The following is a 22,606-nucleotide window of genomic DNA, read 5'->3' as shown; positions in this document are numbered from 1 at the left end:
TTGATTTCTCGTAAAAAGGCCGCCTTAGGGCGGCCTTTTTTTATCGCTTAAGGCGACAGGTTTATTAGCTTTGCCACTTTGACCTGATCGCGGCCCGATTGCTTGGCTTGGTAGAGGGCGTTGTCGGCATATTGCAACAACTCCCTGGCTGATATTGAGGGTGAAGGCACTGCGGCCGCAACACCTAGGCTGAGGGTCACCACCTGCATGGGTGACGCTTGATGGGGCAGGGCAAGCTTTTCCACTTCGCGGCGTATACGCTCGGCAACGGTCAGCGCCTCTTCGGTATGCACTCCCGCCAGCACCACCGCAAATTCCTCGCCACCATAGCGGCCCACTAGAGCGCCATCATGGCGCACACAATGCTTAATGGTTTTGGCGACATTGACTAAACAGTCATCGCCAGCAACATGGCCGTAGTTATCGTTGTATTGTTTAAAAAAATCGATATCGCCAATGATAATGGCTAAGGGCTGACGCTGGTGTAGGCAGGTGGTCCAAGTCTGTTTTAAAAAGGTATCTAGATGTCGACGATTAGCGACCTTGGTTAGGCCATCAAGGTTGGTGAGTTTTGCCAGATCCTGGTTGTGATTCAGCAACAGGGCATTTTGCTCAGCTAATTGATTCTGAAGTAAAAAAGCGAGCCTTGCCGTACGTTCTTGTTGGTAACAAATCATCATGCCAATGACATTGGCGCCAACAAAGAAAAACTGGTTGGCCAGCACCCCTTTAAGGCTTGAAGTGGTGAAAAAGCAATCCACCAATTCAAAGACCACAACCAGCAGCCAACAGCAGCTGCTGGCAGCCAGAAAGCGCAATCGGGCAAAACCATAGCCACACATAAAAACTAAAATCAGCCCGGAATAATACAGATAGCTGTCTTTCTCGCTGGTAAGGGTGGTTAGATAAATCACGCAGCTACCACCTATGACGACCAAAACCGCCAAGGCAAACTGATAGTAATGCATAAACTTGGGGTGAAAAGACAAGCCGAAGATAGCCACCCCACAGGGCAGAAATACCCCAAAACGGCATAGCCATGCTTCTAGTAAACGATGGGGTAATACCAGCACATCCAACAGACCAAATAGCGAGAAATAAATAATCGCAAAGGCAATGGCGATCCTGGCTTGGCGCAGCGTCGCATGAAAGTATGCTTCCTTGAACGGTGCTTCCCAGTCGGCCTGCTGGTGAGTAAAACGCAGTGTTAAGCGATTAAGCTGCGCTTCAAATCGGCTTTGGGCGGCATTCTCGTCTGGCGTATTGGCAGTCATTAAGGTCGTGGCTTTTTCCTTTGTTCCCTAAAAGACAAGTGCTTAGCAACGTCGTATGATTGGCCGTGATTGAAAGGAGGACCTATGAGTCACTATAGCCGAGGGGCGAATAAAGGCATTGTGTTGTTGGCGGTTATCTTGTGCCTGTTACTTGCTTTAATTGGCGGTTGGCGTTGGCAACTTGGTGAAGGCTACGGCGTTTGGATCCTCGGGTTCTTTGTCGGTTTTGCGGTGCTTTTTGCCAGTGCGCTCAGTAAACGCTGTATGTTTTTGGCAGCGGATAAAGACGGTTTAACCCTGCATTACTGGTTTTCCAAAGCGCATCTTTCCTGGCAGGAAATCGAAACGCTGGGGCTGGTGTACCATCATGTGTTTCCCTCGGTTGGTTTGTGCTTAACCGAGCAGGGCCGGGAAAAATGGCCAGGGCGGGTGTATGACCGTAAAGTCATGAATGTCGATGTGGTTTTACCGACCTGGGTGGCGCCTCGCGCTGTTACCTTATTGAAAAAAATTGAAACGGTCCGGCCACAGCCTGATGCGGCATAAAGGCTTGCACTTGGCCCCGCTGCTCGGGGTACCATGGACAATTGCTTAAAAAGACAAAGGGAAACCGGTGATGGATTTTAACGTTATACCCGTCACGCCTTTTGCACAGAACTGCACGCTGGTCTGGTGCACAAAAACGCGCGACGCGGCCGTCATTGACCCAGGTGGCGAGCCGGAAAAAATACTCGCCGCCGCCAAGGCGGCAGAACTTAACATCAGGGCGATTTGGCTGACCCATGGCCACCTTGACCATGTGGGTGCCGCCGGTGCGCTCAAGCAACAGCTTGAGGTGCCCATTGTTGGCCCGCACCAAGACGACAATTTCTGGCTAACGGCGTTAAACGACCAAGCCAAGATGTTCCGATTTCCTGAACCGACGCCTTTTTCTGTCGACCGTTATCTTGCTGACGGCGATGTCTTGCGTTTGGGCAATACGCAATTTTCGGTACTGCATTGCCCTGGGCATACGCCGGGGCATGTGATTTTTTTTAATAAGCAAGCGCGTTGGGCGCAGGTTGGAGATGTGCTCTTTAAAGGCTCTATTGGCCGCACCGACTTTCCCCGCGGCGACCATCAGCAATTAATTAATGCGATTCGCAGTAAGGTTTTTGCCTTGGGCGATGATGTCCGTTTTGTACCCGGTCACGGCCCCATGTCGGTGATTGGTGATGAGCGTAAACATAACCCTTTTGTGGCCGATAGCCGTTTTGGCTGAGGATTGAACTATGTCACCTGTATTAAATGAGCTTCTGTCGCTGTTGGAGCTCGAGCCTGTGGAAAAAGGCATTTTCCGGGGCCAGAGCCAGGATTTAGGTTTTCCGGCACTGTTTGGTGGTCAGGTGTTAGGCCAGGCCATGAGTGCCGCGCAAGCAACGGTAGAGGCAAACCGCAGTGGCCATTCCCTGCACGCCTATTTCCTCGAAGCCGGTGATGCCAAACACCCAGTGGTGTATTTGGTGGAAAACCTGCGTGATGGCGGTACCTTTTCAACCCGCCGGGTCAAGGCAGTGCAGCACGGGCGGCCCATCTTTGAATTGACGGCGTCTTTTCAGGTGCCGGAAGACGGTTTTGAGCATCAGGATGAAATGCCAGCGGTGCCAGGGCCTGACGGTTTGAAAAGCGAGCGTGAACTGGCTGAACCCTTGGCGGAGCGCCTGCCTAAGAAAATCATTGATAATTTCTTAACCGAAATGCCCATTGAAATGCGGCCAGTGGTCTTTCATGACCCAACGGCGCCAGAAGTGGCCGAGCCGGTACGTTATGTGTGGTTAAAAGCCAACGGTATGATGCCGGACGATCCGCGCATTCATCAGTATCTACTGGCCTACGCCTCGGATTTTAATTTCCTGCCAACCTCACTCCAGCCCCATGGTCGCAGCTATATGGAGCCTACCCTGCAAGTGGCTTCTATTGACCATGCCATGTGGTTTCACCGCGAATTTCGCATGGATGACTGGTTACTCTATGTGGTGAAAAGCTCAACCGCCAGTGGCGGCAGAGGTTTGGTACGGGGGCAGTTTTTTGACCGTAGTGGCCACCTGGTTGCCTCCACGCAGCAAGAAGGCCTGATACGCCAGCGCCGGCCAAAGCATGTTTGATAAAAAAAGGCGCCATTGGCGCCTTTTTTAATCATGAATAGGTTTAACCCCACGGGCCAGAAGCAGGGCGGGTATGCCAAGGGCTGCCATTACCAGGAACACCAAACCGGCCATAGGGGCAAACAACCACCCGGTTACCAGCATCATGGCGGCAACCGATAAACTCAACGCCATTGCCGAATACAGCGCCTGGGTACCGACGCTATGGTGGCGGGGCAATTCTTTACTGATATAGGTAATAGCGCCTAAATGGGCGGTGGTGAAGGTAAGTCCATGCAGGGTTTGCAGCAGCCAGAGCTGCCAAAGTGAATGGGCAAAAGCGGTGCCGGTCCAACGCACCATCACGGCGGTAGCGGCAATAGTTAATAGCCAGGCCGCGCTTTTATTAGCAAACAGCCGTTTGGCAAAATAAAACACCGCCACTTCCACCACCACGCCCCAACTCCATAAAAAGCCAATGGTGCTGGCTTTAATGCCAAGAGATTGCCAGTAAATGGCAGAAAAGCCGTAATAGGCGGCATGGCTGCCTTGAATGGCCATATTGGTAGCGATAAAACGCCGCAGCATCGGTATCTTTAACAGTGTCAGCCATGGGGTACTGGTCTTGGCTTTAGGCCCGTCAGTCAGGGTGACCGACATCTTCGGTAGGGTGCCAACAAAGAGCATTAGCTGTGTTGCCAACAATCCCCACAGTACCGCTTGGCTCCCCCATAAATTGGTGAGATACCCCATCAGCGTTGACATAACAACGAAGGCAACAGAGCCCCACAACCTGACTTTGCCGTAATCCATGCCGATTTGCGCCACCATCCGGGTCGCCATGGCATCAGAAATGGGCATCAGCGGTGAATACACCAGTGAGCCCACTAGCGTCAGTGCCAATAGCAGTGGCAGGCTCTGCGGCAGTACAAAACCGGCAAATACAAACAGGGTGGCCAGCGCCAGCAAACGGCTCGCTGGAATGAGCTGTTCCGAGCGTTTGATACGGGTGGTGATGAATAACGAGCCCATGGCGCGGGTGCCTTGCGCCACGCCAAGCAAAATGCCAATCATTGCCGGTGTCAGTGACTGGCCTTTAAGCCACAGTGACCAAAACGGCAAATAGATCCCCCACCCAAGAAAAAAGTGTATATAAAACAGAGATAACCAGCGGGTTGGGCTGAGGGTCATAGGACTATCCTTGAAAAGCAGGGCGCCGATCTTGGCGCGGCTTGGCTGCCTGGTCAAGGCGAGAATGCGCAAGGCATGCCACGCTGAGAGGGGGGAGGTGGGTATGTATGACGTGGTGACTATCGGCTCGGCAACGGTCGATTTATTTGCAGACACCGATTCTGAACTGGTGGAAATCAAAAGCCGCCATTCATCGGAAAAGCTGATTGCCTATCCGTTGGGTAGCAAAATGCTTATCCAAGATTTAAACATTACCGTTGGCGGTGGTGGCACCAATACCGCCGTTGCCTTTGCTCGCCTGGGGCTTAAAACGGCCTTTATGGGCAAAATTGGCAGTGATGCCCAGGGCCAACAAGTACTGGCTGCACTGACGTCTGACGGCATTGATTTTGTGGGGGCAGTAGGGGGTAAAACCGGCTTGTCGGTGATCTTGGACTCTATTGAAGACGATAGAACCATTCTTGCGTTTAAAGGCGCCAATGACGAGCTGTCGCTAACAGAGGCAACACTACCTGCTAGCCGCTGGCTTTATTGCTCGGCGATGTTGGGACAAAGCCTGCAAACGCTGGCGGCCTTGGTGGCCACTACCTCGGCAAAGGTTGCTTTTAACCCTTCCAGTTATTTAGCCAAACAAGGCGCTGAGGCGTTACTGCCTATTCTTCAAAAGCTTGAGGTGTTAGTCCTTAACAAAGAAGAAAGTGCCATGTTATTGGGCTGGGACATTCACGAACATCACGCAATGAAGGCGCTGTTGGCCGCCTTGGCGGCGCGGCTGGGCATTCGGGTGGTAGCTATTACCGACGGCGCTGCCGGTGTTGTGGCAACTGACGGTAAGCTGTGTGTTGAGGCCAAACCGGCAGCGCAGTTGGCCATTGTTGAAACCACCGGGGCAGGGGATGCCTTTGCCAGTGGTTTTGTGGCGGCTTTAATCAAAGAGCGGCCGCTGAGTGACGCGGTGCAAATGGGCATGCTCAATGCTGAATCGGTATTGGCTTTTAAAGGCGCTAAAAATCAGCTGCTAGATGCCAAGATGCTGGCAGAGCAACTGGCAAGTGACCAGCGCCTTATTACCCAAAGCCCCTGGTTGAGTAATAAAAAACCCGGCTGATGCCGGGCTTTTTTATTTGGGCTGAGCATCGATGCTTTGGCCATTGGTGTCTTTACTGTCTGGCCCCATTAAATACAAATAGACCGGCATTAAATCGGCAGGCGTTTTTAAGGTCATAGGATCTTCGGCCGGAAACGCCTTGGCACGCATTGCTGTGCGGGTGCCGCCAGGGTTAATACAGTTAACCCGTAATGGGCCTTTACTGTTTTCATCAGCCAGCACTTGCATCATGCCTTCTGTGGCAAATTTCGACACTGCATAAGCGCCCCAATAGGCGCGGCCTTTTTTACCCACGCCGGAGCTGGTAAATATCAGGCGGCCATCGTCAGCGTCTTTTAACAGCGGCAGCAGGGCGCGGGTCATGCGGAAGGTGGCATCCACATTCACCAGCATCACCTTGTCCCAGGTTTCATCGTCAATTTGCTCAAAGGGCGTTAACTCCCCAAGCTCACCGGCGTTCATCAGCACGCCGTCTAAATGGCCGAACTGATTTTCAATGGTTACTGCCATGTCACGATAATGTTGGTCGGTTGCGCCGGTCATATCCAAGGGAATGATGGCCGGTTGTGGCCAACCTTTTTGCTCGATTACGTCATAAATCTCTTCGAGCATCTTCACATTTCGACCCAACAAAATGACAGTGGCACCGTATTTTGCGTAATTGATCGCGGCTTCTCTGCCTATTCCAGCACTGGCCCCGGTTACCAGTATTACGCGATCTTTTAAAAAATTTTCAGGGGCTATGTAGTCAAGCATATCCATTCCCGTGCAAAATCTGCGGCCAGTTTACCTCAGACCATAATGAGGCCAAAATTTTCAACTAACGATATTTTTTATGGAAAGATTTGTAAAAAGTCGGACCAGTGCGTAATTTAAAGGCCGGATGGTCACTAAAACAAAACAACCATTTAACGGGGAATATCATGGAGAAGAAAATTGTCAGCATCGCTGTGTTGGCAGCACTGTGTTTAACCGCCTGTGGCGATGATTCACACAGTGACACACCCGGAACCGACACCAGCATTGCAGCAGCTCGAATCGTTTACGATCCTTCCAATGGCGATCTGCCCATTCCGAATGATCTGCTCTTGGATGGCACTACTGACGGCACCTTGAACGTACCGGACGTTGCCGATGAATCCAGTCCTTACGACCCAGAAGCGGTGCTGTCTAGCCTTGATGGCTGGTCTGTCAGCACACCTTTTACCATCGATGTCAGCTTGCCTGACGGGGTAACCTTAGACTCTGCTTCCGTGCAGCAAGCCGGAGCAGTGGTGCTGTTGAAGGTTACCAAAGGCGGTGACGATGACAGCTGCGCCGATGCATCCACTATCGATGCCTGTACGCTGGAATCCACACTGACTTACGGTACCGATTTTACCACCGCCGTGTCTGGCGACAGCATCGTGGTTACGCCGCTTAAGCCTTTGGACGCCAAAGCGGCTTATGTCGTTGCTACCACCACCTTGATTCAAGACTCCGAAGGTCGCTCGGTGCAAGGCTCTGCCACTTACAGCCTGCTTAGCCAGGATGTTAGCACCGAGCCGTTGAGCGAAGCCTCGCAATTGGCTGTACAAACGGCTATCAACTCCTATGAGAGCGTACTGTCCACTGCCGGCGTTGATAAAGACTCTGTCACCTATTCGGGTCTCTTTACCACCGAAAGCACCTCTGACACCCTCAACTACACCAAGCTGGTGTTGATGAACGCCCTCAGTGCGGGCAATTTGACGCTGTCATCCCTAACCGACACCGGTTACACCGCCGCAGATGCTTTGGGGCTTGATACCTCTACCACGGCCGGCCAGTTGGCCAGTGGCGCCGAAGTGTACTCAGCCACCCTGACCCTGCCGTACTTTTTGGATAAACCGACTTCGTCTGATATTAGCGATGGCAGCTGCGTTCTTTCTGATACCGATTTAAGCGGTTGTGATGCGCTGTCTTCACGCTGGATAGCTTCTGGCGATAGCCCGGCAGCGGTATTGCTGGCACTGCAAGACGGTACCCTTAGCCAAAGCAATTACGCTACTCAAGCGGCGGCGCAAGGTATCGACCCGACCGCAGCGCTGTCCGACAACAGCCTGCTGATTGGTGCAACTTTCACCAATGACGACGGCGATGATGTCGACCCTTATAAATTCATCACCAAGTACAACCCGGTACCGACCGTACGCTCGTTAAAAACCATTGACGTGTTAGTAACGGTACCTATTACCAGCACTGTTAATACCCTGCGCACCGCCCTGGGGTATGACACCTCTATTGCCAAAGGCACTTATGGCTGGCCGACGGTTATTTATGGGCATGGTATTACCTCCTATAAAGAAACCGGCCTGGCTATCGCTGGTACCTTGGCCCTTAATGGCCAAGCGATGATTGCCATCGACCTGCCGCTGCATGGCACGCGCGGTATCGATACCGACGGTGACGGCACCGAAGATATCAACGCCGGTGATAACGTTGGTCTATACGTGAACCTAGCGAGCCTTGGCACCGTGCGTGACAACCTGCGCGAAAGTGTCGCTGATGAACTGTCGCTGCGCGCCGCGCTGGCGGCCCCCACCATCGCTGCCGAAACCGCTGCTGCCACCGGCACTGTGAGCACGCAAGCGACCGATAGCACTAACCTTTTAGATGGTACTGACGTTAGCTACCTTGGCTTGTCATTGGGTTCCATTATCGGCTCTGAAGCGGTAGCGGTAGGCAACACTGCCACTGTTGACCCCAGCACAGACACCGACTATTCAAGCTACTTCAGCTTCAATACCGCCGCACTGTCAGTACCGGGAGCCGGTTTGGCCGGTGTATTTGCCTTCTCACCAAGCTTTGCCGACACCGTGAAAGAAGGTTTGATTGCTTCCTCTAGCTTCCAAACCGCACTGGCGGCAGCGAATACCTCGGGCCTGGAAGAGGGCGATACCGGTTATGACACCTTGGTCAATACCGTTTACAGCTCCTTCTTGCCAGAGTTTCTGTTTGTGGCGCAAACCGTTATCGACTCGGCTGACCCCATTGCCTATGGATCAACCTTGGCGGATAACACCCCGGGCTTGTTGATCCACGAAGTGGTGGGCGACGGCACCGATGGTAGCGACGACCAGGTTATTCCTAACAGCAATGCCAGCTATGGTTACCCGCTGTCAGGTACCGACCCGCTGGTTGATACCATTGGTCTTGCCAATATCACTGCGACGGTTACCAGCAGCGACGGCACCACCCAGGTAAGCGGTGTGAGCCACTTTAATGCCGGTGCCCATACCTCCTTGTTGGATCCATCCTCCGACTCGGATGTCACTACCGAAATGCAGTCTCAGGTGGCCAGCTTCCTGGCAAGCGAAGGCCTCACCATCTTGGTGAGCAACAGTTCGGTGCTGGCTGACAGCAGCAACTGATCGTTACCTTAAACTGTTTAACACCCGGCCCTCTGGCCGGGTGTTTTGTTTTACAATATATTTTTAGTTTTGTTTTACACTCAATGCGTTGGAAGTCACGGAGTAGTGGATTTGGACTTTTTGAATGAGTACGGCCTGTTTCTGGCTAAAACCCTGACCCTGGTTATCGCCATCATAGTGTTGTTGGTTGTGGTCGCTGCCTTATCAATGAAAAAACAGCGTCAAAAAGGTGAGCTGACCGTATCGGATTTAGGTCAACGCCTGAAGAGTTTTGGCCACCGCCTGGAAGCCGAAGTGCTGGACAAAAAAGCCCTTAAAGCACGGGAAAAAGCGGCGAAAAAAGAGAAAGATGACGGTAAGGCTAACCTGTTTGTACTGGATTTTCAGGGCTCTATGGATGCCCACGAAGTCGAAGCACTGCGTGAAGAGGTAACCGCGGTACTAGCTGTCGCAAAACCGCAAGACGAAGTGCTGCTGCGGCTGGAATCTCCCGGCGGTGTGGTCCATGGTTATGGCTTGGCAGCCTCGCAGTTGGCTCGTGTGCGTGATGCTGGCGTGCCGCTCACCATTGCGGTGGACAAAGTGGCTGCCAGCGGCGGGTACATGATGGCTTGTGTGGGCGATCGCATTATGGCGGCGCCTTTTGCCATGTTGGGGTCTATTGGTGTTATTGCCGGTATCCCAAACCTTCATAAAGTGCTGAAAAAGCACGACATAGACTACGAGCAGCACACAGCAGGGAAGTTTAAGCGCACCTTGTCGATGTTGGGGGAAAACACCGAAGAGGGGCGTGAGAAGTTTGTGGCCGATCTTAATGTTATCCACGGGCATTTTCGTCGCCATGTTGGCCAGTATCGGCCAGCGCTGGACGTTGATGCCGTGGCTACTGGCGAAGTCTGGCTGGGGGTTGATGCCCTGGAAAAAGGCCTGATTGACGAGATCGCGACATCCGATGCTTATCTGACCGGCAAGCTTGGCAGTCATCGCATCCTTTCAGTGAAGTATCAGCTCAAACGCAAGTTGGGCGAAAAGTTCGGTTTGGCATTTCGCAGTGCACTGGCGCGGTTAGGAGTTTAAGCGTGCGCCTTACACTAAAGTAGGCTGGCGCCCGCCAACGGGCCGGCGCTAGCATGACCCAAGTTTCATAAGGAGACTGTGATGTCTGGGTTTAACAAGATAGTTGCTAGTTACGACGAGGCCCTGGCGGGTATTCAAAACGATATGACAGTCATGGTAGGCGGCTTTGGCCTTTGCGGTATCCCCGAAGGCCTTATCCATGCCATGCGCGATACCGGTGTTACCGGCCTGACCTGCATTTCGAACAATGCCGGTGTTGATGATTTCGGGCTGGGCTTGCTGCTACAGACCAAGCAAATCAAAAAAATGGTCGCCTCCTACGTTGGTGAAAACGCCGAATTCATGCGCCAAATGCTCTCTGGCGAGCTGGAAGTGGAGCTGACTCCCCAAGGCACCTTAGCCGAAAAAATTCGTGCTGGCGGTGCCGGTATTCCTGCCTTTTTTACCGCGACCGGCTACGGCACGCCCGTTGCCGACGGTAAAGAAACCCGCGAAATTGATGGCAAGCATTACGTGCTTGAGCCTTGCTTGAAGGCAGACTTTTCCTTGGTGCGGGCCTATCAGGCCGACCGTTTCGGCAATGTGACCTACCGCAAAACGGCCATGAACTTTAATCCAATGATGGCTACCGCTGGCACCATTACCGTGGTCGAAGCCGAGGAGATTGTTGACGAGCTGGACCCTGAGTTTATTCATACCCCCGGTATTTATGTTGACCGGGTGATTAAAGGCCAGTTTGAAAAACGCATCGAGCAACGGACCGTAAGGAGCTAAGCCATGGCACTGTCTCGCGAACAAATGGCGGCCCGTGTCGCCAAGGAATTAAAAGACGGCTACTACGTTAACCTCGGTATCGGCATCCCAACCCTGGTGGCCAATTACATCCCTGATGGTATTGACGTGATGTTGCAATCGGAAAATGGCCTGTTGGGAATGGGCGCTTTTCCAACCGAAGACAAGGTTGACCCGGACCTGATTAACGCCGGCAAGCAAACCGTTACTGCCACCAAAGGGGCGAGCTTTTTCAGCTCCGCAGAATCTTTTGCCATGATCCGTGGCGGCCATGTTGACTTAACGGTGCTGGGTGCCTTTGAGGTGGACATTCACGGCAATATTGCCAGTTGGATGATCCCTGGCAAGTTGGTCAAAGGCATGGGCGGCGCCATGGATTTAGTGGCCGGTGCCGACAACATCATCGTCACCATGATGCACGCCGACAAACACGGCAACTCTAAATTACTGCCTCAGTGCGAACTGCCTTTGACCGGTGCTGGCTGCATCAAAAAGGTACTGACCGACTTGGGGTATTTTGAAATTGAAAACAGCGCCTTCGTATTAAAAGAAAGGGCACCTGGGGTTAGCGTACAGGAGATCCGCGACAAAACCGCCGGTGAGCTTATTGCCGCCGACGATGTTCCCGAAATGGAGGTTTGATTATGAAAGTGCTGGTAACGGGTGGTGCCTCAGGCATCGGTTTTGGTATCGGCGAGCATTTTTCCAAAGCAGGGCATCAGGTTATTTTGGCCGACCTTGACGGCGCCAAGGCGGCAGAGGCCGCAACCAAGCTCGATAATGCCAGGGGTGTGGCTATTAATGTCACCGACAGCCCTGGTGCCGAGTCTTTGGCCAAAGAGCTTGGTGGCATTGATGTGCTTATTAATAACGCCGGTATTCAACATGTTGCCCGTCTAGAGGAATTCCCCGCCGAGAAGTGGCGGCAATTGATTGATATTATGCTGGTGGGCCCAATGGTGATGACCAAGGCGTTTTTACCCACCATGCGCGAGCAAAACTTTGGCCGCATCATCAATATTGGTTCTATCCATTCGTTGGTGGCATCGCCTTATAAATCTGCCTATGTCTCGGCAAAGCACGGGTTGCTCGGGTTTGCCAAAACCCTGGCGCTGGAGCTGGGTGAGGCCGATATCACTGTTAACACCATCTGCCCGGCTTACGTTAAAACCCCGCTGGTCGACAAACAAATTGCCGACCAAGCCCGGGAAAACAACATGACCGAAGAGCAAGTGGTTAAAGAGATCTTTTTGGCGCCGATGGCCAAAAAATCCTTTATTAGCCTTGAAGAAATCGCCGGTACGGCTGAGTTTCTAACCACGGCCATTGCCCGCAATATCACCGCTCAAACCCTGGTGCTCGACGGCGGCTGGACCGCCCGATAACGCCATTTTTGCAAAGGCCGGTACCACCGGCCTTTTTTCTGCCGATAGGACTTAAGTCGGATAGCCAGCCCCTACCACAATGGGCAATCTGTGTTTACAAAATAATCACAGCAGGGAAGAACTTATGCTCAGTTTGATTGGCTTACTGGTGGGTCTTGGGGGACTCATCTGGCTTACTATGCGGGGAATGAACCTTTTTCTTAGTGCACCGCTTTGCGCCTTGTTGGTGGCGTTCACCGGCGGTGTGCCGTTCTGGCACGGTGGCCAACACGACTTTGTCACTGGCTACATGAATGGCTTTGGTGGCTTTGTTTCAGCCTGGTTTTTAATGTTTTTGCTCGGCTCGATGTTCGGCAAATTCATGGAAGACACCGGCGCCGCGGAAAGTGTCGCCAGGGCCATTATTAACAAGCTTGGCCCCAAGCACGCCGCGTTAGCCGTGGTTTTGGCTTGTGCGGTACTCACTTACGGCGGCGTATCGCTGTTTGTGGCAGCTTTTTCGGTGTATCCGGTGGCGCTGTCGCTGTTTAAGGATGCAAATTTACCCCGGCGCTTTATTCCGGCGGCGCTGGCATTTGGCTCCGTTACCTTCACCATGACCTCGGCGGGCTCGCCTGAAATTCAAAACTGGATCCCCATTAAGTACCTGCATACCAGCCCTTATGCTGGTTGGCAGGTGTCGTTGGTGGTTGCCGTCTTTATGATGGGCCTTGGCTACTGGTGGCTTCATCACATGCTGAAAAAAGCCATTGCTAGAGGCGAACACTTTGAAGAAAGGGAAGGGGACGTACAGCTAGACGAGCGCGAGTTGCCCGCTGCCTGGACCGGCATTTTGCCGTTGCTGGTGGTATTGGCGCTGTCTTATTGGCTGCATAACAGTCTGGCGCAAGCTGCGCTTATCGTGGCCCTGGCCGGTGGTGTGGGTACCTTATGGCTGGTTAACTTTAAGCATTTTCGTAACCAGCAACAGGCCATGTCGCTGGCGGCTACCGGCGCTTTGGTGGCCATTGGTAATACCGCTGCCGTGGTGGGGTTTGGCGCCGTTGCCAAACTATCACCCGCCTTCCAGATGGTGGTTGATGCCATGACATCGCTGCCCGGCAACGAATTAATTGGCGCTTCGGTGGCGGTCTCTGCCATTGCTGGGTTAACGGGGTCGGCGTCAGGCGGTCAGGCGATTGCCTTACCGGCTATTGCCCCCCATTACTTGCAGTTAGGGGTAGACCCAAGCGCACTGCACCGGGTGGTGGCTATTTCCTCAGGGGCTTTGGACTCTCTGCCGCATAATGGCTACGTGGTGACCACCATCAGGGCGATTTGCGGTGAGCGCCATCAAGATGCTTACTGGCCATTAGCGGCGCTCACAGTGGTGGTGCCGGTGCTGGGCGTGATGTTGGCTATCGCCCTATTTAATTGGTTCTAACGCGGAGCTAAATATGACGAAGGCGCTACCTTGGGTGCAAAAACAGCGGTTTACGACCGCCAATTTCAGCCTCGTCAACGGGGCTGTATTACCCCAAGTAGCGCTGGGCTGGGAGGCCTACGGCCAGCTCAATGCCGATAAATCCAATGCAGTACTGATAACCCACCATTTTTCCGGCAATTCTCACGCAGCTGGCCGTTATCGCCAAAGCGATGCCGAAGCGGGCTATTGGGATAGCATTATCGGGCCGGGTAAAGCCATCGACACTGACCGTTTTTACGTGCTCAGTATGGATAGCCTTTGCAACTTGCAGCCCTTTAGCCCCGATGTTGTTACTACCGGGCCCGCATCAATTAACCCGGCAACGGCAAAACCTTACGGGCTGGATTTTCCGGTCTATGCCATTGGCGATTTGGTTAATGTGCAAAAAGCGCTGCTGGAAAGCTTGGGTATTGGCCATTTGCACGCGGTTGCTGGGCCCTCATCCGGTGCATTTCAGGCCCTTGAATGGGCGGTGCGATACCCTGACTGGGTTTCCCGGATGATAAGTGTGATTGGTGCTGGCCAGCTTGATGCCTGGACGGTCTGTGGCCTTGAGCGCTGGAGTGACGGAGTAAAAAGCGACCCGGCCTGGCAGGATGGTCACTATTACGACGACGGTCAGCCTCTTGCCGGTATTGCCAGGGCCATGGCGTCTATTTTTTATGACGCAACCTATCCCAGCAGCTTTAATCGCCTTTATGCGCCGCCCAGCGAGGCAGCGCCAAGGCAAGATATTCGTGCCCGCCATCAGTGTGTAGACCAGCTTCTGGCCACCATGACGGCCAAAGCCGAATTTGTTGATGCTAATAGCATTTTGTATTTGGTAAGGGCTTCGCAGAATTTCTTGGCCGGTTTTGAAGGCACCTTGGCTGAAAACCTCGAAAAGCTTCGGGCGAAAACGCTGTTTCTGCCTGCAAGGCATGACCGCTTGTTGATGCCTTATCTGGCCAGGCAGTGCTACGAGCAATTAGCCGCTGCCGACAAACTAACCCATTATCAAGAGGTTGACGGTTGTTGGGGGCACCTGGATGGCATCGCCTCTATTGCCTCTGAAAGTGAATTAATCAAAGCCTTTCTCGATTAAAAAAGGCGGCCTTAGCCGCCTTTTTTAATGCTGTGACTGTCGCTGCCAAATGAGCAATAAACACAATAACGAACAAATACCCTGCGCCAACACGATGGCAATCACCTTCTCTGGCAAAAGCGATGATGCGGCAGACACTAACCCGGCAAAAAGAAACTGCAAAGCGCCCAATACCGCCGCGGCGGTGCCGCTATTTTCGGTGAAAAATTCCATAAAGCAGGCTTGCAGGTTGGGCGTAATAGCCCCCATGGCACCGACTGTCAGCATCATGGCTGGTAAAAACAGCCAGAGCGAGGGTTTAAACACCATGACCAATAGCAACAACACAATCCCTAAGCCTTGCAAGCTAAGGCTAAATTTCAATATCTGGTGGGCATGAAAATGGTTCAGCAACTTACGGTTGGTCAGGTTCATCACCAGCATCACCACAATATTGGCGCCAAACAGCAAAGCAAATTCACTGGGAGTGGCGTTAAAGTGTTGCTGATAGATAAAAGAGGCATGGGTGATAAAAAGCATCATCACCGAAAAGGCCAGGGCCTGAATGCACATATAGCGAAGGGCAGGGCGCACTGAAAACACCGCGCGGTAACGCTTCCAGACATTGGTGGCGGGCTGGTGAGGTTTGGCGTTACCAAAACCGTTCACAAACACCAGGCTTTTTAGTAGCACGACCATCATCACCGCATAGGCGCATAGAAAGACGAAAATGCTCGGCCAAGAGAAGTGTACCAGCAGCGCACTACCCAAGCTGGGGGCCAGAGCCGGCGCAACCACCATAATAAGGCCTATAAGGCTAAAAAACTTGGCCGCTTCCCGGCCATGTAGCCGGTCACGCACCAAGGCGGGAACGCAAACCAGAGCCCAGCCGCCGCCAAAAGCCTGCACTGCTCGCAGTGCCAATAGCATGGGGACCGATTGCACCGTGCTTAATAAGCCGCTGGCAATGGCAAAAATAACCAAACCCAATAGCATGATGGCGGCGCGGCCAAAACGGTCGGAAAGGGGGCCCGCTACCAGTTGGCCGAATGCCAGCACAAACACATAAGTGGAAATGCTTAGTGACACTTGGCCGACACTGGTGGCCAAGTCATGGGCCATCGCAGGAAACGCCGGCAAGTAGGTGTCGAGCGCCAGTGGTCCAAGTGCCATGGTCATCGCCAGCAACACGGCGAAGGTTAAATTAGGGTGTGAATGGGTTTGCTGGTTACTCAAATGCTTGTCCTTTTGGCGCTGATTGACAGCACCGGTGCTTCTTTAAGATAGTTGAGGTAATCAACCATTTTAACAGATGGGTTACCATGCAAAACAGTCCCTCTTTAGAAATTGCGCTGGGCGCTATCAATAATGCCCTGCGCCAGCATATTCACCATTATCTGTCTCAAGCATCTATTCATCTTTCCGGCCCGCAAAGCCAGCTATTGGTCTTGATAAGTGATCGCCCTGGCAGTTGTGCCCGCCAGCTTGGCACTGTTGCGGGGCGTGACAAGGCCACCGTGACCCGCCATCTTGCTGCGCTCGTGGCTCAAGGCTGGGTAACCCGCCATACAGACCCAAACGATGGCCGTCGGCAAATACTGGCGCTATCTGCTGACGGCAAGCAGCTTCTGGCGAAAGTGAAAAAGGCCAGGGCCGATGCTTACCGGCAGGTGTTTAGTCCTTTAGAGAGTAATGACAAAGCCGCCTTAGTGGCACTATTAGAAAAATGCCGCAACCGCTAGCGTGCATTTACGCTATCGCGCATCATAGGCGTTCACTTACCCATTTGTGATGCCTTATGACCCAGCAAGAACAGCCATTCGACCAAGAAGAACTTATTGAAATTGTTGAGAATCAACTGGCTGATAATGAACCGGTTAAGGTCAAGGAAACCTTGCTTCGATTAACGATGAAAGGCATGGACAGGGACGAAGCCATTGAGCACATCGCCTGCGCCTTGTCGCTGGAAATCATTGATGTTGTCGAGCATGGCCAGCCTTTTAACCACCAACGTTACGCCGAGCATCTGGCGCTGTTGCCCGAGATGCCCTGGATGGATGACCAAGCATAGACAAGGCGCCAAGGAGGCCCCATGTTGCAGCTTTATATCACCAACAAAAATTACTCGTCCTGGTCACTGCGGCCCTGGTTACTCGCCAAGGAACTGGCCATTCCTTTTAAAGAAGTGTTAATGCCGTTGGCTGAAGGTTCCAGCTATGCGGCATTTCGCGCTTTTTCACCTACCGGCCGGGTGCCGTGCCTTGTGGATGGCCAGCGGGTGATCTGGGACAGCTTGGCCATTACCGAATACTTAGCTGAGCATTATCCTGGTGTTTGGCCCAAAGACGCCACGGCCAGAGCCTTTGCCCGCAGTGCCTGCTGCGAAATGCATTCGGGCTTTAGCGCCCTTCGCACGGTTTGTGGCATGAATTGCGGTGTGCGTATTCGCCTCTATGGTATAGCGGCAGCGTTAGACAGTGATATTGAGCGTATTAAGGCGCTGTGGTTAGAAGGGCTAAGCCGCTTCGGCGGGCCTTTTTTAGCCGGCGCCCATTTTACTGCCATGGACGCCTTTTTTGCCCCGGTGGTGTCGCGATTTAAAACCTATGGCATTGGCCTTGATGGCGCGTTAGCGGATTACAGTGCCCGTATTTTGGCGCTGCCAGCCATGGAGCAATGGTACAAAGAGGCCCTTGCTGAAATCTGGCGCGAATCGGGCCATGAAGCTGAAGCCTTGGCTGCAGGTGAGCTGCTTGAGGATTTAAGAGCGGTATGACTGTTGCCCGTACCGAGCGCTTGCAGCTTCGCCAGCTCACCGTGACTGATGCGCCTTTTATTTTGTCACTGCTTAACGAACCAGGCTGGCTGGCCAATATTGGCGATAAAGGTGTGCACAATGTAACGGATGCCCGACATTACATCAGTGCTGGGCCTTTGGCTATGTACCAGCGCTATGGCTTTGGCCTGTTTTTAGTGAGCCTTCATGACCAAACGCCCATCGGCCTTTGTGGTTTGATACAGCGCGATTACCTGCCATGCCCCGACTTAGGTTATGCCTTAGCTACTGCATATTGGCAGCAAGGCTACGCTTTTGAAGCCGCTAAAGCGGTAATGGCCTTCGCCAAGGCGAGAAACATAGATGAGCTTAAGGCCATCACCACCGCCGGTAACCAAGCCTCAACAGCGCTATTAAAGAAGCTGGGTTTTAACGAAATAGCGCCGATAACACCGCCTGGCAGTCAAACCGCGCTGCGCTGCTTTCACTTCGTGCCGGGGTCTGACTAAGTCTTTTTAGCCAAAAAGTTGCCGCAAAATTTAAAATATTGTGGAAATTGGGCGTTTTAAAGAAAAGACGCAGCATAAAGCCTCTTTTTGATAATCGAGGTTTGCTAATTTATGCGGTTGGGGATGGTGCTGTGTTGACGACATATCACTGAGGCGATGAAGGGGCGAAGGCCGGCTGTATGAAAAAATTTTGGGTGTTCTGGTTAATATTGGCGGGTTTGCAGGGCTGCTCGATGGACAGGCATTATGCGCCCGACCCGAGTCTCAATGAAATGAACGCCGCGGTTATTTATGTCTACCGCACTAAAAATGCGGTGCACGGCCTGTCGGTTGATAACCCCTATTTTTATGTGGACGACCAAGTGGTGGGGCAGTTATCACCGGGCCAATATGTGCGTTTCCTGGTAAGGCCAGGCCGCCATGTGTTGTCGTCTAAAGAATCCTTTCTGTTCGCTCCTGGCGATAAAAGTGGCAACTTAAGCGGCGATTTCTTGGCTGGCCGCCGCTATTTCTTCCGCTATGCACGAGAAAAAATGCACAGTGGTGGCGATAACGCGAAGGGCAATTCCGGTGGGGTGGCGGCCTCGTTCTTTCCTGCCACTTGGCGCATGTATCTCGACAAGCGGTAACGCCCCCAACGGCCGTCTTTTTCGCTCCGCCAAGTGGGGTTTTTATGCTTCCTTGGCGGTTTTCTTATTCTTAAAACAAGAATAGTTATTTACTCAAACGCTGCCCGGGCCAACAAAAATAAGGCCTTCAGACCAGGGTGAAAAAAAAGCGCTTTTAAGGCCAAAAAAAACATTGCGCTCAAGTATTTTTGGCCTATTATTCGCGCACTTTCTGGTGATAGCCAATCCAAGTACATCGTCCTTCAAACGACAAGGCAACAGAGCAACTATCCAGGAGTGAGTTTGGCTGCTAGCTAAGAGCACTCGATACCGCTCGACCCAGCGTGGTTTTGTTGTCTTTCTATTTTCGTTTGGAGGCCTTATGTCCGTCTCAAGCTTTGTCTCGCCCGTAATTGACGCATTCGGCGCAGAATCCACCACCAATACCACCGAAATTGAGCTGATCGAGTCTTTGGCTCGTCGCTATGGTGCGCCCTTTTTGATGCTCGACTGCGACATCGTGCGCCGCCAATATCACGCATTAAAAGAAGCACTGCCCGGTGTGGTGCTGCATTTTGCTTTAAAACCCTTGCCGCACCCAGCGGTGGTGAGCACCTTGCTGGCTGAAGGCGCCAGTTTTGACTTGGCAACCACCGGTGAAGTGGAACTGGTGCAGAGCCTAAACGTGCCTGCGGATAAAACCATCCATACCCATCCTATTAAGCGTGACCGCGATATTCGCGACGCCCTGGATTATGGCTGCACCGTATTTGTGGTGGACAACATCAACGAGTTGGAAAAGTTTGTTGCTTATCGTGACCAGGCCGAAGTGCTGGTGCGCTTGAGCTTTCGCAACCCCAACGCCGTGTCTGATCTGTCGAAAAAGTTTGGCTGCACCGAGCAGGGCGCTTACGCCATTATTGCCCGTGCGTTTGAATTGGGTATCAAGGTTAAGGGCCTGTCGTTCCACGTTGGTTCGCAAACCCTGGATGCTGACAAATACGTCCACGCTATTAACCGCTGCGATGCGGTTATTCGTGGTGTCAGTAGCCAAGGCTTACCGGCCCTTGAAGTGCTGGATATCGGTGGCGGTTTTCCGGTGAGTTATGACGACACCGACGTTAACATTTACAGCTTCTGCGCCCCAATTCGCGAAGCCTTGGCGCAACTGCCCGCAACGGTCAATGTGATTGCTGAACCTGGCCGTTTTATCGTGGCACCGGCCATGACCTCTGTAGCATCAGTGATGGGCCAGGCCGAACGTGATGGTGAAACCTGGTACTACCTTGATGACGGCATTTATGGCTCGTTTAGCGGTATCTTGTTTGACCATGGCCATTATCCGGTTGATGCCCTTTACTGGCAGGGCGAGCGTTTCCCGTCAGTATTGGCAGGGCCTACCTGCGACAGCATTGACGTGATTGCTGAAACCATCATGTTGCCAAAGCTCAATAACGGTGACTTGATTGTGGGCCGGATGATGGGAGCCTACACCTCGGCTACTGCTACCGAGTTCAACTTCTTTAAAAAGGCGCAGATCATTGTGCTCAATGAGTTTGTGCGAGACGAATCTTTGGCACCAGTGGTGGCGTTAGAGATTTAATAAAAGGCACCTTCGGGTGCCTTTTTTCATTTCACCATGACCCCGCACCGAATGTCGCTGGACTACGCCGAAGCCAGATACTGTTCATCGACATTACGTGCTCCTTTGCTCTTGAGGTGGCGCCAGGCCGCGACGATGGCGCATAGACCGGGCAGCGCGATGAAGAACACAGCCGAGAACGCGATGTGCCCGCTATCCGCAGCCCATCGAAGACTCCAGCGGCGGTATTCAGGACGACCATCAGGCCGTGCCGCCTATTGCGTCCTGGCAGTTCCGGTCAAGGCCAGTATTTGTCGCGGAACCCGACTAGGCTAGGCCACGCTCGGAAAGCATGATGCCTGGCACAGCAGTAGGCTCTCCGTCGGTCATTCGTTCCGAGAGGTATCGCGCTGGAGGCTTACCTACTGCCTTGCGGAACATGGTGACGAAGCCGCTGGCATTTTCGTAGCCCAATTCCAACGCCACCGTTTGCACGCTTTCGCCTTTGGTCAGACGTTGAAGCGCAAGGATCACATGCAGTTGCCGGCGCCAGCGTCCGAAGCTCATGCCGATTTCGTGCAGCAGAAGCCGGCTCATGCTGCGCTCGCTCATGCCAATGCGGGTAGCCCAATCGCCCTTTAACGTTTTGTCGGTGGGGTCGGCCAACAGCATTTCCGCGAGCCGACGCAATCGTGGATCGCGGGGCATCGGCAAATGCAGGTCTTCCACCGGAGCCGCCGCCAACTCATCCAGCAAGGCGGCAATCAACCGTTCTTCACTGCCTCCCAACGGGTATAGCTCGGGAAAACCCGCCACCTTCAGAAGTAACTCGCGTAGTAGCGGCGATATCGAAATCGTGCAGCAAGTTTTCGGAAGATCCGGCGCGGCATCAGGCTCAACGAACAGGCAATAACATTCCGTTTCACCCGATCCCCGTGCCGAGTGGGGCAAGTCTCCCGGTATCCATACCGCGCACTGCGGCGGCACTATCCAGACACCGTCTTCGATTTCGCAGTTGAGGATGCCGCGGACGGAGTAAAGCAGTTGCGCCTTGTGGTGCTGATGCCGCGCATGTTCCCAGTCCTTGGTTACCGAGGTGGCACTCAGAGCGACAACGGGCCGGGGGACGTTATCAACGTCTCTGGTTACGGTCAGATCGGTGATGGCAATGCTCGACATAGTACGTGTTGAACCCGGGATTGAAGATGAGGCGCGCTGGCCTAATTGAAAAATATTGTGGCTAAGTTGTGCAATGACGTCCAGTCATTCCGTAGGTATCGTGCAATTACCATGCTGGCCGTTCCGCTCTGAGGTGGCACGGCAGCCTGCCATTTTTCCGTATGTTCCGAAGGAGTATTAGCATGTTCATTGACGCCTCGCAGTTCCCTATCGTCTGGATGCGGCTAAACGTGCCGGGCACCGATCCCGAAGCCTCGCCTTTTGCCGAGTTCGAGGCATTGCTCGCACGCAAGCGAGTCTTTGTTCTACTCAACGACGAGGGACTTGATAAAGGCGATCACCAACATTCGTCGGAAGAAATGAAGCAAACCTCGCGGTGGATGAAACGCCACAAAAGCGAATTGCGGGCCTTCGTCAAGGCAGGGATCTACATCGAACCGAGTACCGCCAAACGGCTGGCGACCCAGGCGTTCACCCGGGTGTATGAGAAGTTCTGGGGCTATCCCATGCTCATGGTCGCCACCAAGGACGAGGCGCTGGCCTTGGCGCAGACATTGTTGTCAAGCGAACAAGCTAAGACACGGGCACTTTAGGCCCTACTAACTTCCACGAGTGCTAAAGCTGGGAGTTGTCCCGAAAGAGGTGATAACAATGGAATTACGCCACCTCCGCTTGCGACAAGCCACGGCTATGATGACAGTTCGACCTTGCCCGCTACGCCGCCCCTGGGCTTGCTACCGCGAAGCGCCTATGCGGCAGCTAGCCGGAAAAGCAGCAAGAGCACACGATGGCCGGGATCTGGCCTAACCTGTTGCCCCGTAAGACCTTTCAGGCCACTTCATGATCTCGCAAAAGACTTGGTAGTGGACATTTTTCATGCCTGACGCTAGCAATAACCCCTTTTTAGGGCTTTATTGCCTATAAATTAGCGACTGTCGCGGCTAACCAGTACTGGGTGGCCCGCCTGTTGTGACAAACTTAAAGCGCATTTTCGCCGTTTTCTAGCCACCGATAACCGCAGAAGCTTTGGCGAATTCATTGGCGGTGCTTTATGGTCGCCTCTAGCTGGCAAAGATTGAATT

The 22,606-nt window shown here is 53.1% G+C and carries 23 protein-coding genes; 18 read left to right on the top strand and 5 right to left on the bottom strand.

The genetic code is table 11. From position 1 onward, the window contains the following. Positions 1 to 47: 47 nt before the first annotated feature. Entirely contained in the window at positions 48 to 1,274 is a 1,227-nt protein-coding gene (locus tag DW350_RS10730) for a diguanylate cyclase (RefSeq protein WP_115718868.1), read from the bottom strand. Between the two features lie 84 nt (positions 1,275 to 1,358). Here DW350_RS10730 and DW350_RS10725 point away from each other — a divergent pair, with 84 nt between their 5' ends. From DW350_RS10725 to tesB, 3 genes are all read left to right on the top strand, one after another. Further along, positions 1,359 to 1,820 carry a hypothetical protein gene (locus tag DW350_RS10725; RefSeq protein ID WP_115718867.1) on the top strand — a complete coding sequence of 154 codons (462 nt, stop codon included), beginning with the start codon at positions 1,359 to 1,361 and terminating at the stop codon, positions 1,818 to 1,820. A 70-nt stretch (positions 1,821 to 1,890) separates the two neighbouring features. After that, positions 1,891 to 2,535, top strand: a complete 645-nt coding sequence (locus tag DW350_RS10720; RefSeq protein WP_115718866.1) for an MBL fold metallo-hydrolase — start codon at positions 1,891 to 1,893, stop codon at positions 2,533 to 2,535. 10 nt (positions 2,536 to 2,545) lie between these two features. Next, complete coding sequence (gene tesB, locus DW350_RS10715; protein WP_115718865.1) at positions 2,546 to 3,418, top strand: acyl-CoA thioesterase II; 873 nt, start codon at positions 2,546 to 2,548, stop codon at positions 3,416 to 3,418. Between the two features lie 27 nt (positions 3,419 to 3,445). Here the strand turns inward: tesB and DW350_RS10710 are convergent, their stop codons facing one another. Beyond that, a complete protein-coding gene (locus DW350_RS10710; RefSeq protein WP_115718864.1) occupies positions 3,446 to 4,588 on the bottom strand; it encodes a 3-phenylpropionate MFS transporter in 1,143 nt (380 codons plus the stop codon). A gap of 103 nt (positions 4,589 to 4,691) precedes the next feature. On the opposite strand from DW350_RS10710, the gene DW350_RS10705 reads away from it, so the two are divergent. Next, entirely contained in the window at positions 4,692 to 5,696 is a 1,005-nt protein-coding gene (locus DW350_RS10705; RefSeq protein ID WP_115718863.1) for a carbohydrate kinase family protein, read from the top strand. 12 nt (positions 5,697 to 5,708) lie between these two features. Here DW350_RS10705 and DW350_RS10700 read toward each other — a convergent pair whose 3' ends face one another. Further along, positions 5,709 to 6,452, bottom strand: a complete 744-nt coding sequence (locus tag DW350_RS10700; RefSeq protein ID WP_115718862.1) for a YciK family oxidoreductase — start codon at positions 6,450 to 6,452, stop codon at positions 5,709 to 5,711. A gap of 167 nt (positions 6,453 to 6,619) precedes the next feature. On the opposite strand from DW350_RS10700, the gene DW350_RS10695 reads away from it, so the two are divergent. The 7 genes from DW350_RS10695 (at position 6,620) to DW350_RS10665 (ending at position 14,891) form a co-directional block, all read left to right on the top strand. Next, positions 6,620 to 9,088, top strand: coding sequence for a VolA/Pla-1 family phospholipase (locus DW350_RS10695; RefSeq protein WP_115718861.1), 2,469 nt, complete (start codon positions 6,620 to 6,622; stop codon positions 9,086 to 9,088). Between the two features lie 111 nt (positions 9,089 to 9,199). After that, positions 9,200 to 10,165, top strand: coding sequence for a protease SohB (gene sohB / locus DW350_RS10690; RefSeq protein WP_115720614.1), 966 nt, complete (start codon positions 9,200 to 9,202; stop codon positions 10,163 to 10,165). Between the two features lie 81 nt (positions 10,166 to 10,246). Beyond that, on the top strand, positions 10,247 to 10,939 hold the full coding sequence (locus DW350_RS10685) for a CoA transferase subunit A (RefSeq protein ID WP_115718860.1): 693 nt from the start codon (positions 10,247 to 10,249) through the stop codon (positions 10,937 to 10,939). Between the two features lie 3 nt (positions 10,940 to 10,942). Next, entirely contained in the window at positions 10,943 to 11,599 is a 657-nt protein-coding gene (locus DW350_RS10680; RefSeq protein WP_115718859.1) for a CoA transferase subunit B, read from the top strand. Between the two features lie 2 nt (positions 11,600 to 11,601). Beyond that, the gene (locus tag DW350_RS10675) at positions 11,602 to 12,342 is read left to right on the top strand and encodes a 3-hydroxybutyrate dehydrogenase (protein ID WP_115718858.1); all 741 of its coding nucleotides are present in this window, start codon (positions 11,602 to 11,604) and stop codon (positions 12,340 to 12,342) included. A gap of 124 nt (positions 12,343 to 12,466) precedes the next feature. Further along, on the top strand, positions 12,467 to 13,765 hold the full coding sequence (locus tag DW350_RS10670; protein WP_115718857.1) for a GntP family permease: 1,299 nt from the start codon (positions 12,467 to 12,469) through the stop codon (positions 13,763 to 13,765). A 13-nt stretch (positions 13,766 to 13,778) separates the two neighbouring features. Then, a complete protein-coding gene (locus tag DW350_RS10665; protein WP_115718856.1) occupies positions 13,779 to 14,891 on the top strand; it encodes an E22 family MetX-like putative esterase in 1,113 nt (370 codons plus the stop codon). Positions 14,892 to 14,915: 24 nt separating this feature from the next. Here DW350_RS10665 and DW350_RS10660 read toward each other — a convergent pair whose 3' ends face one another. Further along, positions 14,916 to 16,106: a multidrug effflux MFS transporter gene (locus tag DW350_RS10660; protein WP_226911311.1), complete on the bottom strand. Its 1,191-nt coding sequence runs from the start codon at positions 16,104 to 16,106 to the stop codon at positions 14,916 to 14,918. 86 nt (positions 16,107 to 16,192) lie between these two features. On the opposite strand from DW350_RS10660, the gene DW350_RS10655 reads away from it, so the two are divergent. The 6 genes from DW350_RS10655 to DW350_RS10630 all read left to right on the top strand — a co-directional run bounded on the left by DW350_RS10655 (position 16,193) and on the right by DW350_RS10630 (position 20,366). Further along, a complete protein-coding gene (locus DW350_RS10655; protein ID WP_115718855.1) occupies positions 16,193 to 16,612 on the top strand; it encodes a MarR family winged helix-turn-helix transcriptional regulator in 420 nt (139 codons plus the stop codon). A gap of 56 nt (positions 16,613 to 16,668) precedes the next feature. Then, the gene (locus DW350_RS10650; protein WP_115718854.1) at positions 16,669 to 16,941 is read left to right on the top strand and encodes a hypothetical protein; all 273 of its coding nucleotides are present in this window, start codon (positions 16,669 to 16,671) and stop codon (positions 16,939 to 16,941) included. Between the two features lie 21 nt (positions 16,942 to 16,962). Further along, positions 16,963 to 17,646, top strand: coding sequence for a glutathione S-transferase family protein (locus tag DW350_RS10645; protein ID WP_115718853.1), 684 nt, complete (start codon positions 16,963 to 16,965; stop codon positions 17,644 to 17,646). After that, positions 17,643 to 18,155 (top strand): GNAT family N-acetyltransferase, encoded by a 513-nt coding sequence (locus DW350_RS10640; RefSeq protein WP_115718852.1) that lies wholly within the window; start codon positions 17,643 to 17,645, stop codon positions 18,153 to 18,155. Before DW350_RS10645 ends, DW350_RS10640 begins: the two co-directional genes overlap by 4 nt. Positions 18,156 to 18,334: 179 nt before the next feature. Continuing rightward, positions 18,335 to 18,784: a DUF2846 domain-containing protein gene (locus DW350_RS10635; RefSeq protein ID WP_115718851.1), complete on the top strand. Its 450-nt coding sequence runs from the start codon at positions 18,335 to 18,337 to the stop codon at positions 18,782 to 18,784. Positions 18,785 to 19,145: 361 nt separating this feature from the next. Then, entirely contained in the window at positions 19,146 to 20,366 is a 1,221-nt protein-coding gene (locus DW350_RS10630) for a type III PLP-dependent enzyme (RefSeq protein ID WP_115718850.1), read from the top strand. 306 nt (positions 20,367 to 20,672) lie between these two features. Here the strand turns inward: DW350_RS10630 and DW350_RS10625 are convergent, their stop codons facing one another. Beyond that, the gene (locus tag DW350_RS10625; protein WP_115718849.1) at positions 20,673 to 21,524 is read right to left on the bottom strand and encodes an AraC family transcriptional regulator; all 852 of its coding nucleotides are present in this window, start codon (positions 21,522 to 21,524) and stop codon (positions 20,673 to 20,675) included. Between the two features lie 182 nt (positions 21,525 to 21,706). Here DW350_RS10625 and DW350_RS10620 point away from each other — a divergent pair, with 182 nt between their 5' ends. Further along, on the top strand, positions 21,707 to 22,117 hold the full coding sequence (locus tag DW350_RS10620; RefSeq protein WP_115718848.1) for a hypothetical protein: 411 nt from the start codon (positions 21,707 to 21,709) through the stop codon (positions 22,115 to 22,117). Positions 22,118 to 22,606: the final 489 nt, after the last annotated feature.

This window comes from Gallaecimonas mangrovi, from assembly GCF_003367375.1.
Lineage (GTDB): Bacteria > Pseudomonadota > Gammaproteobacteria > Enterobacterales > Gallaecimonadaceae > Gallaecimonas > Gallaecimonas mangrovi.
Note: the sequence above shows the minus strand (reverse complement) of the source record. Positions and strands in the feature narration are given on the sequence as shown.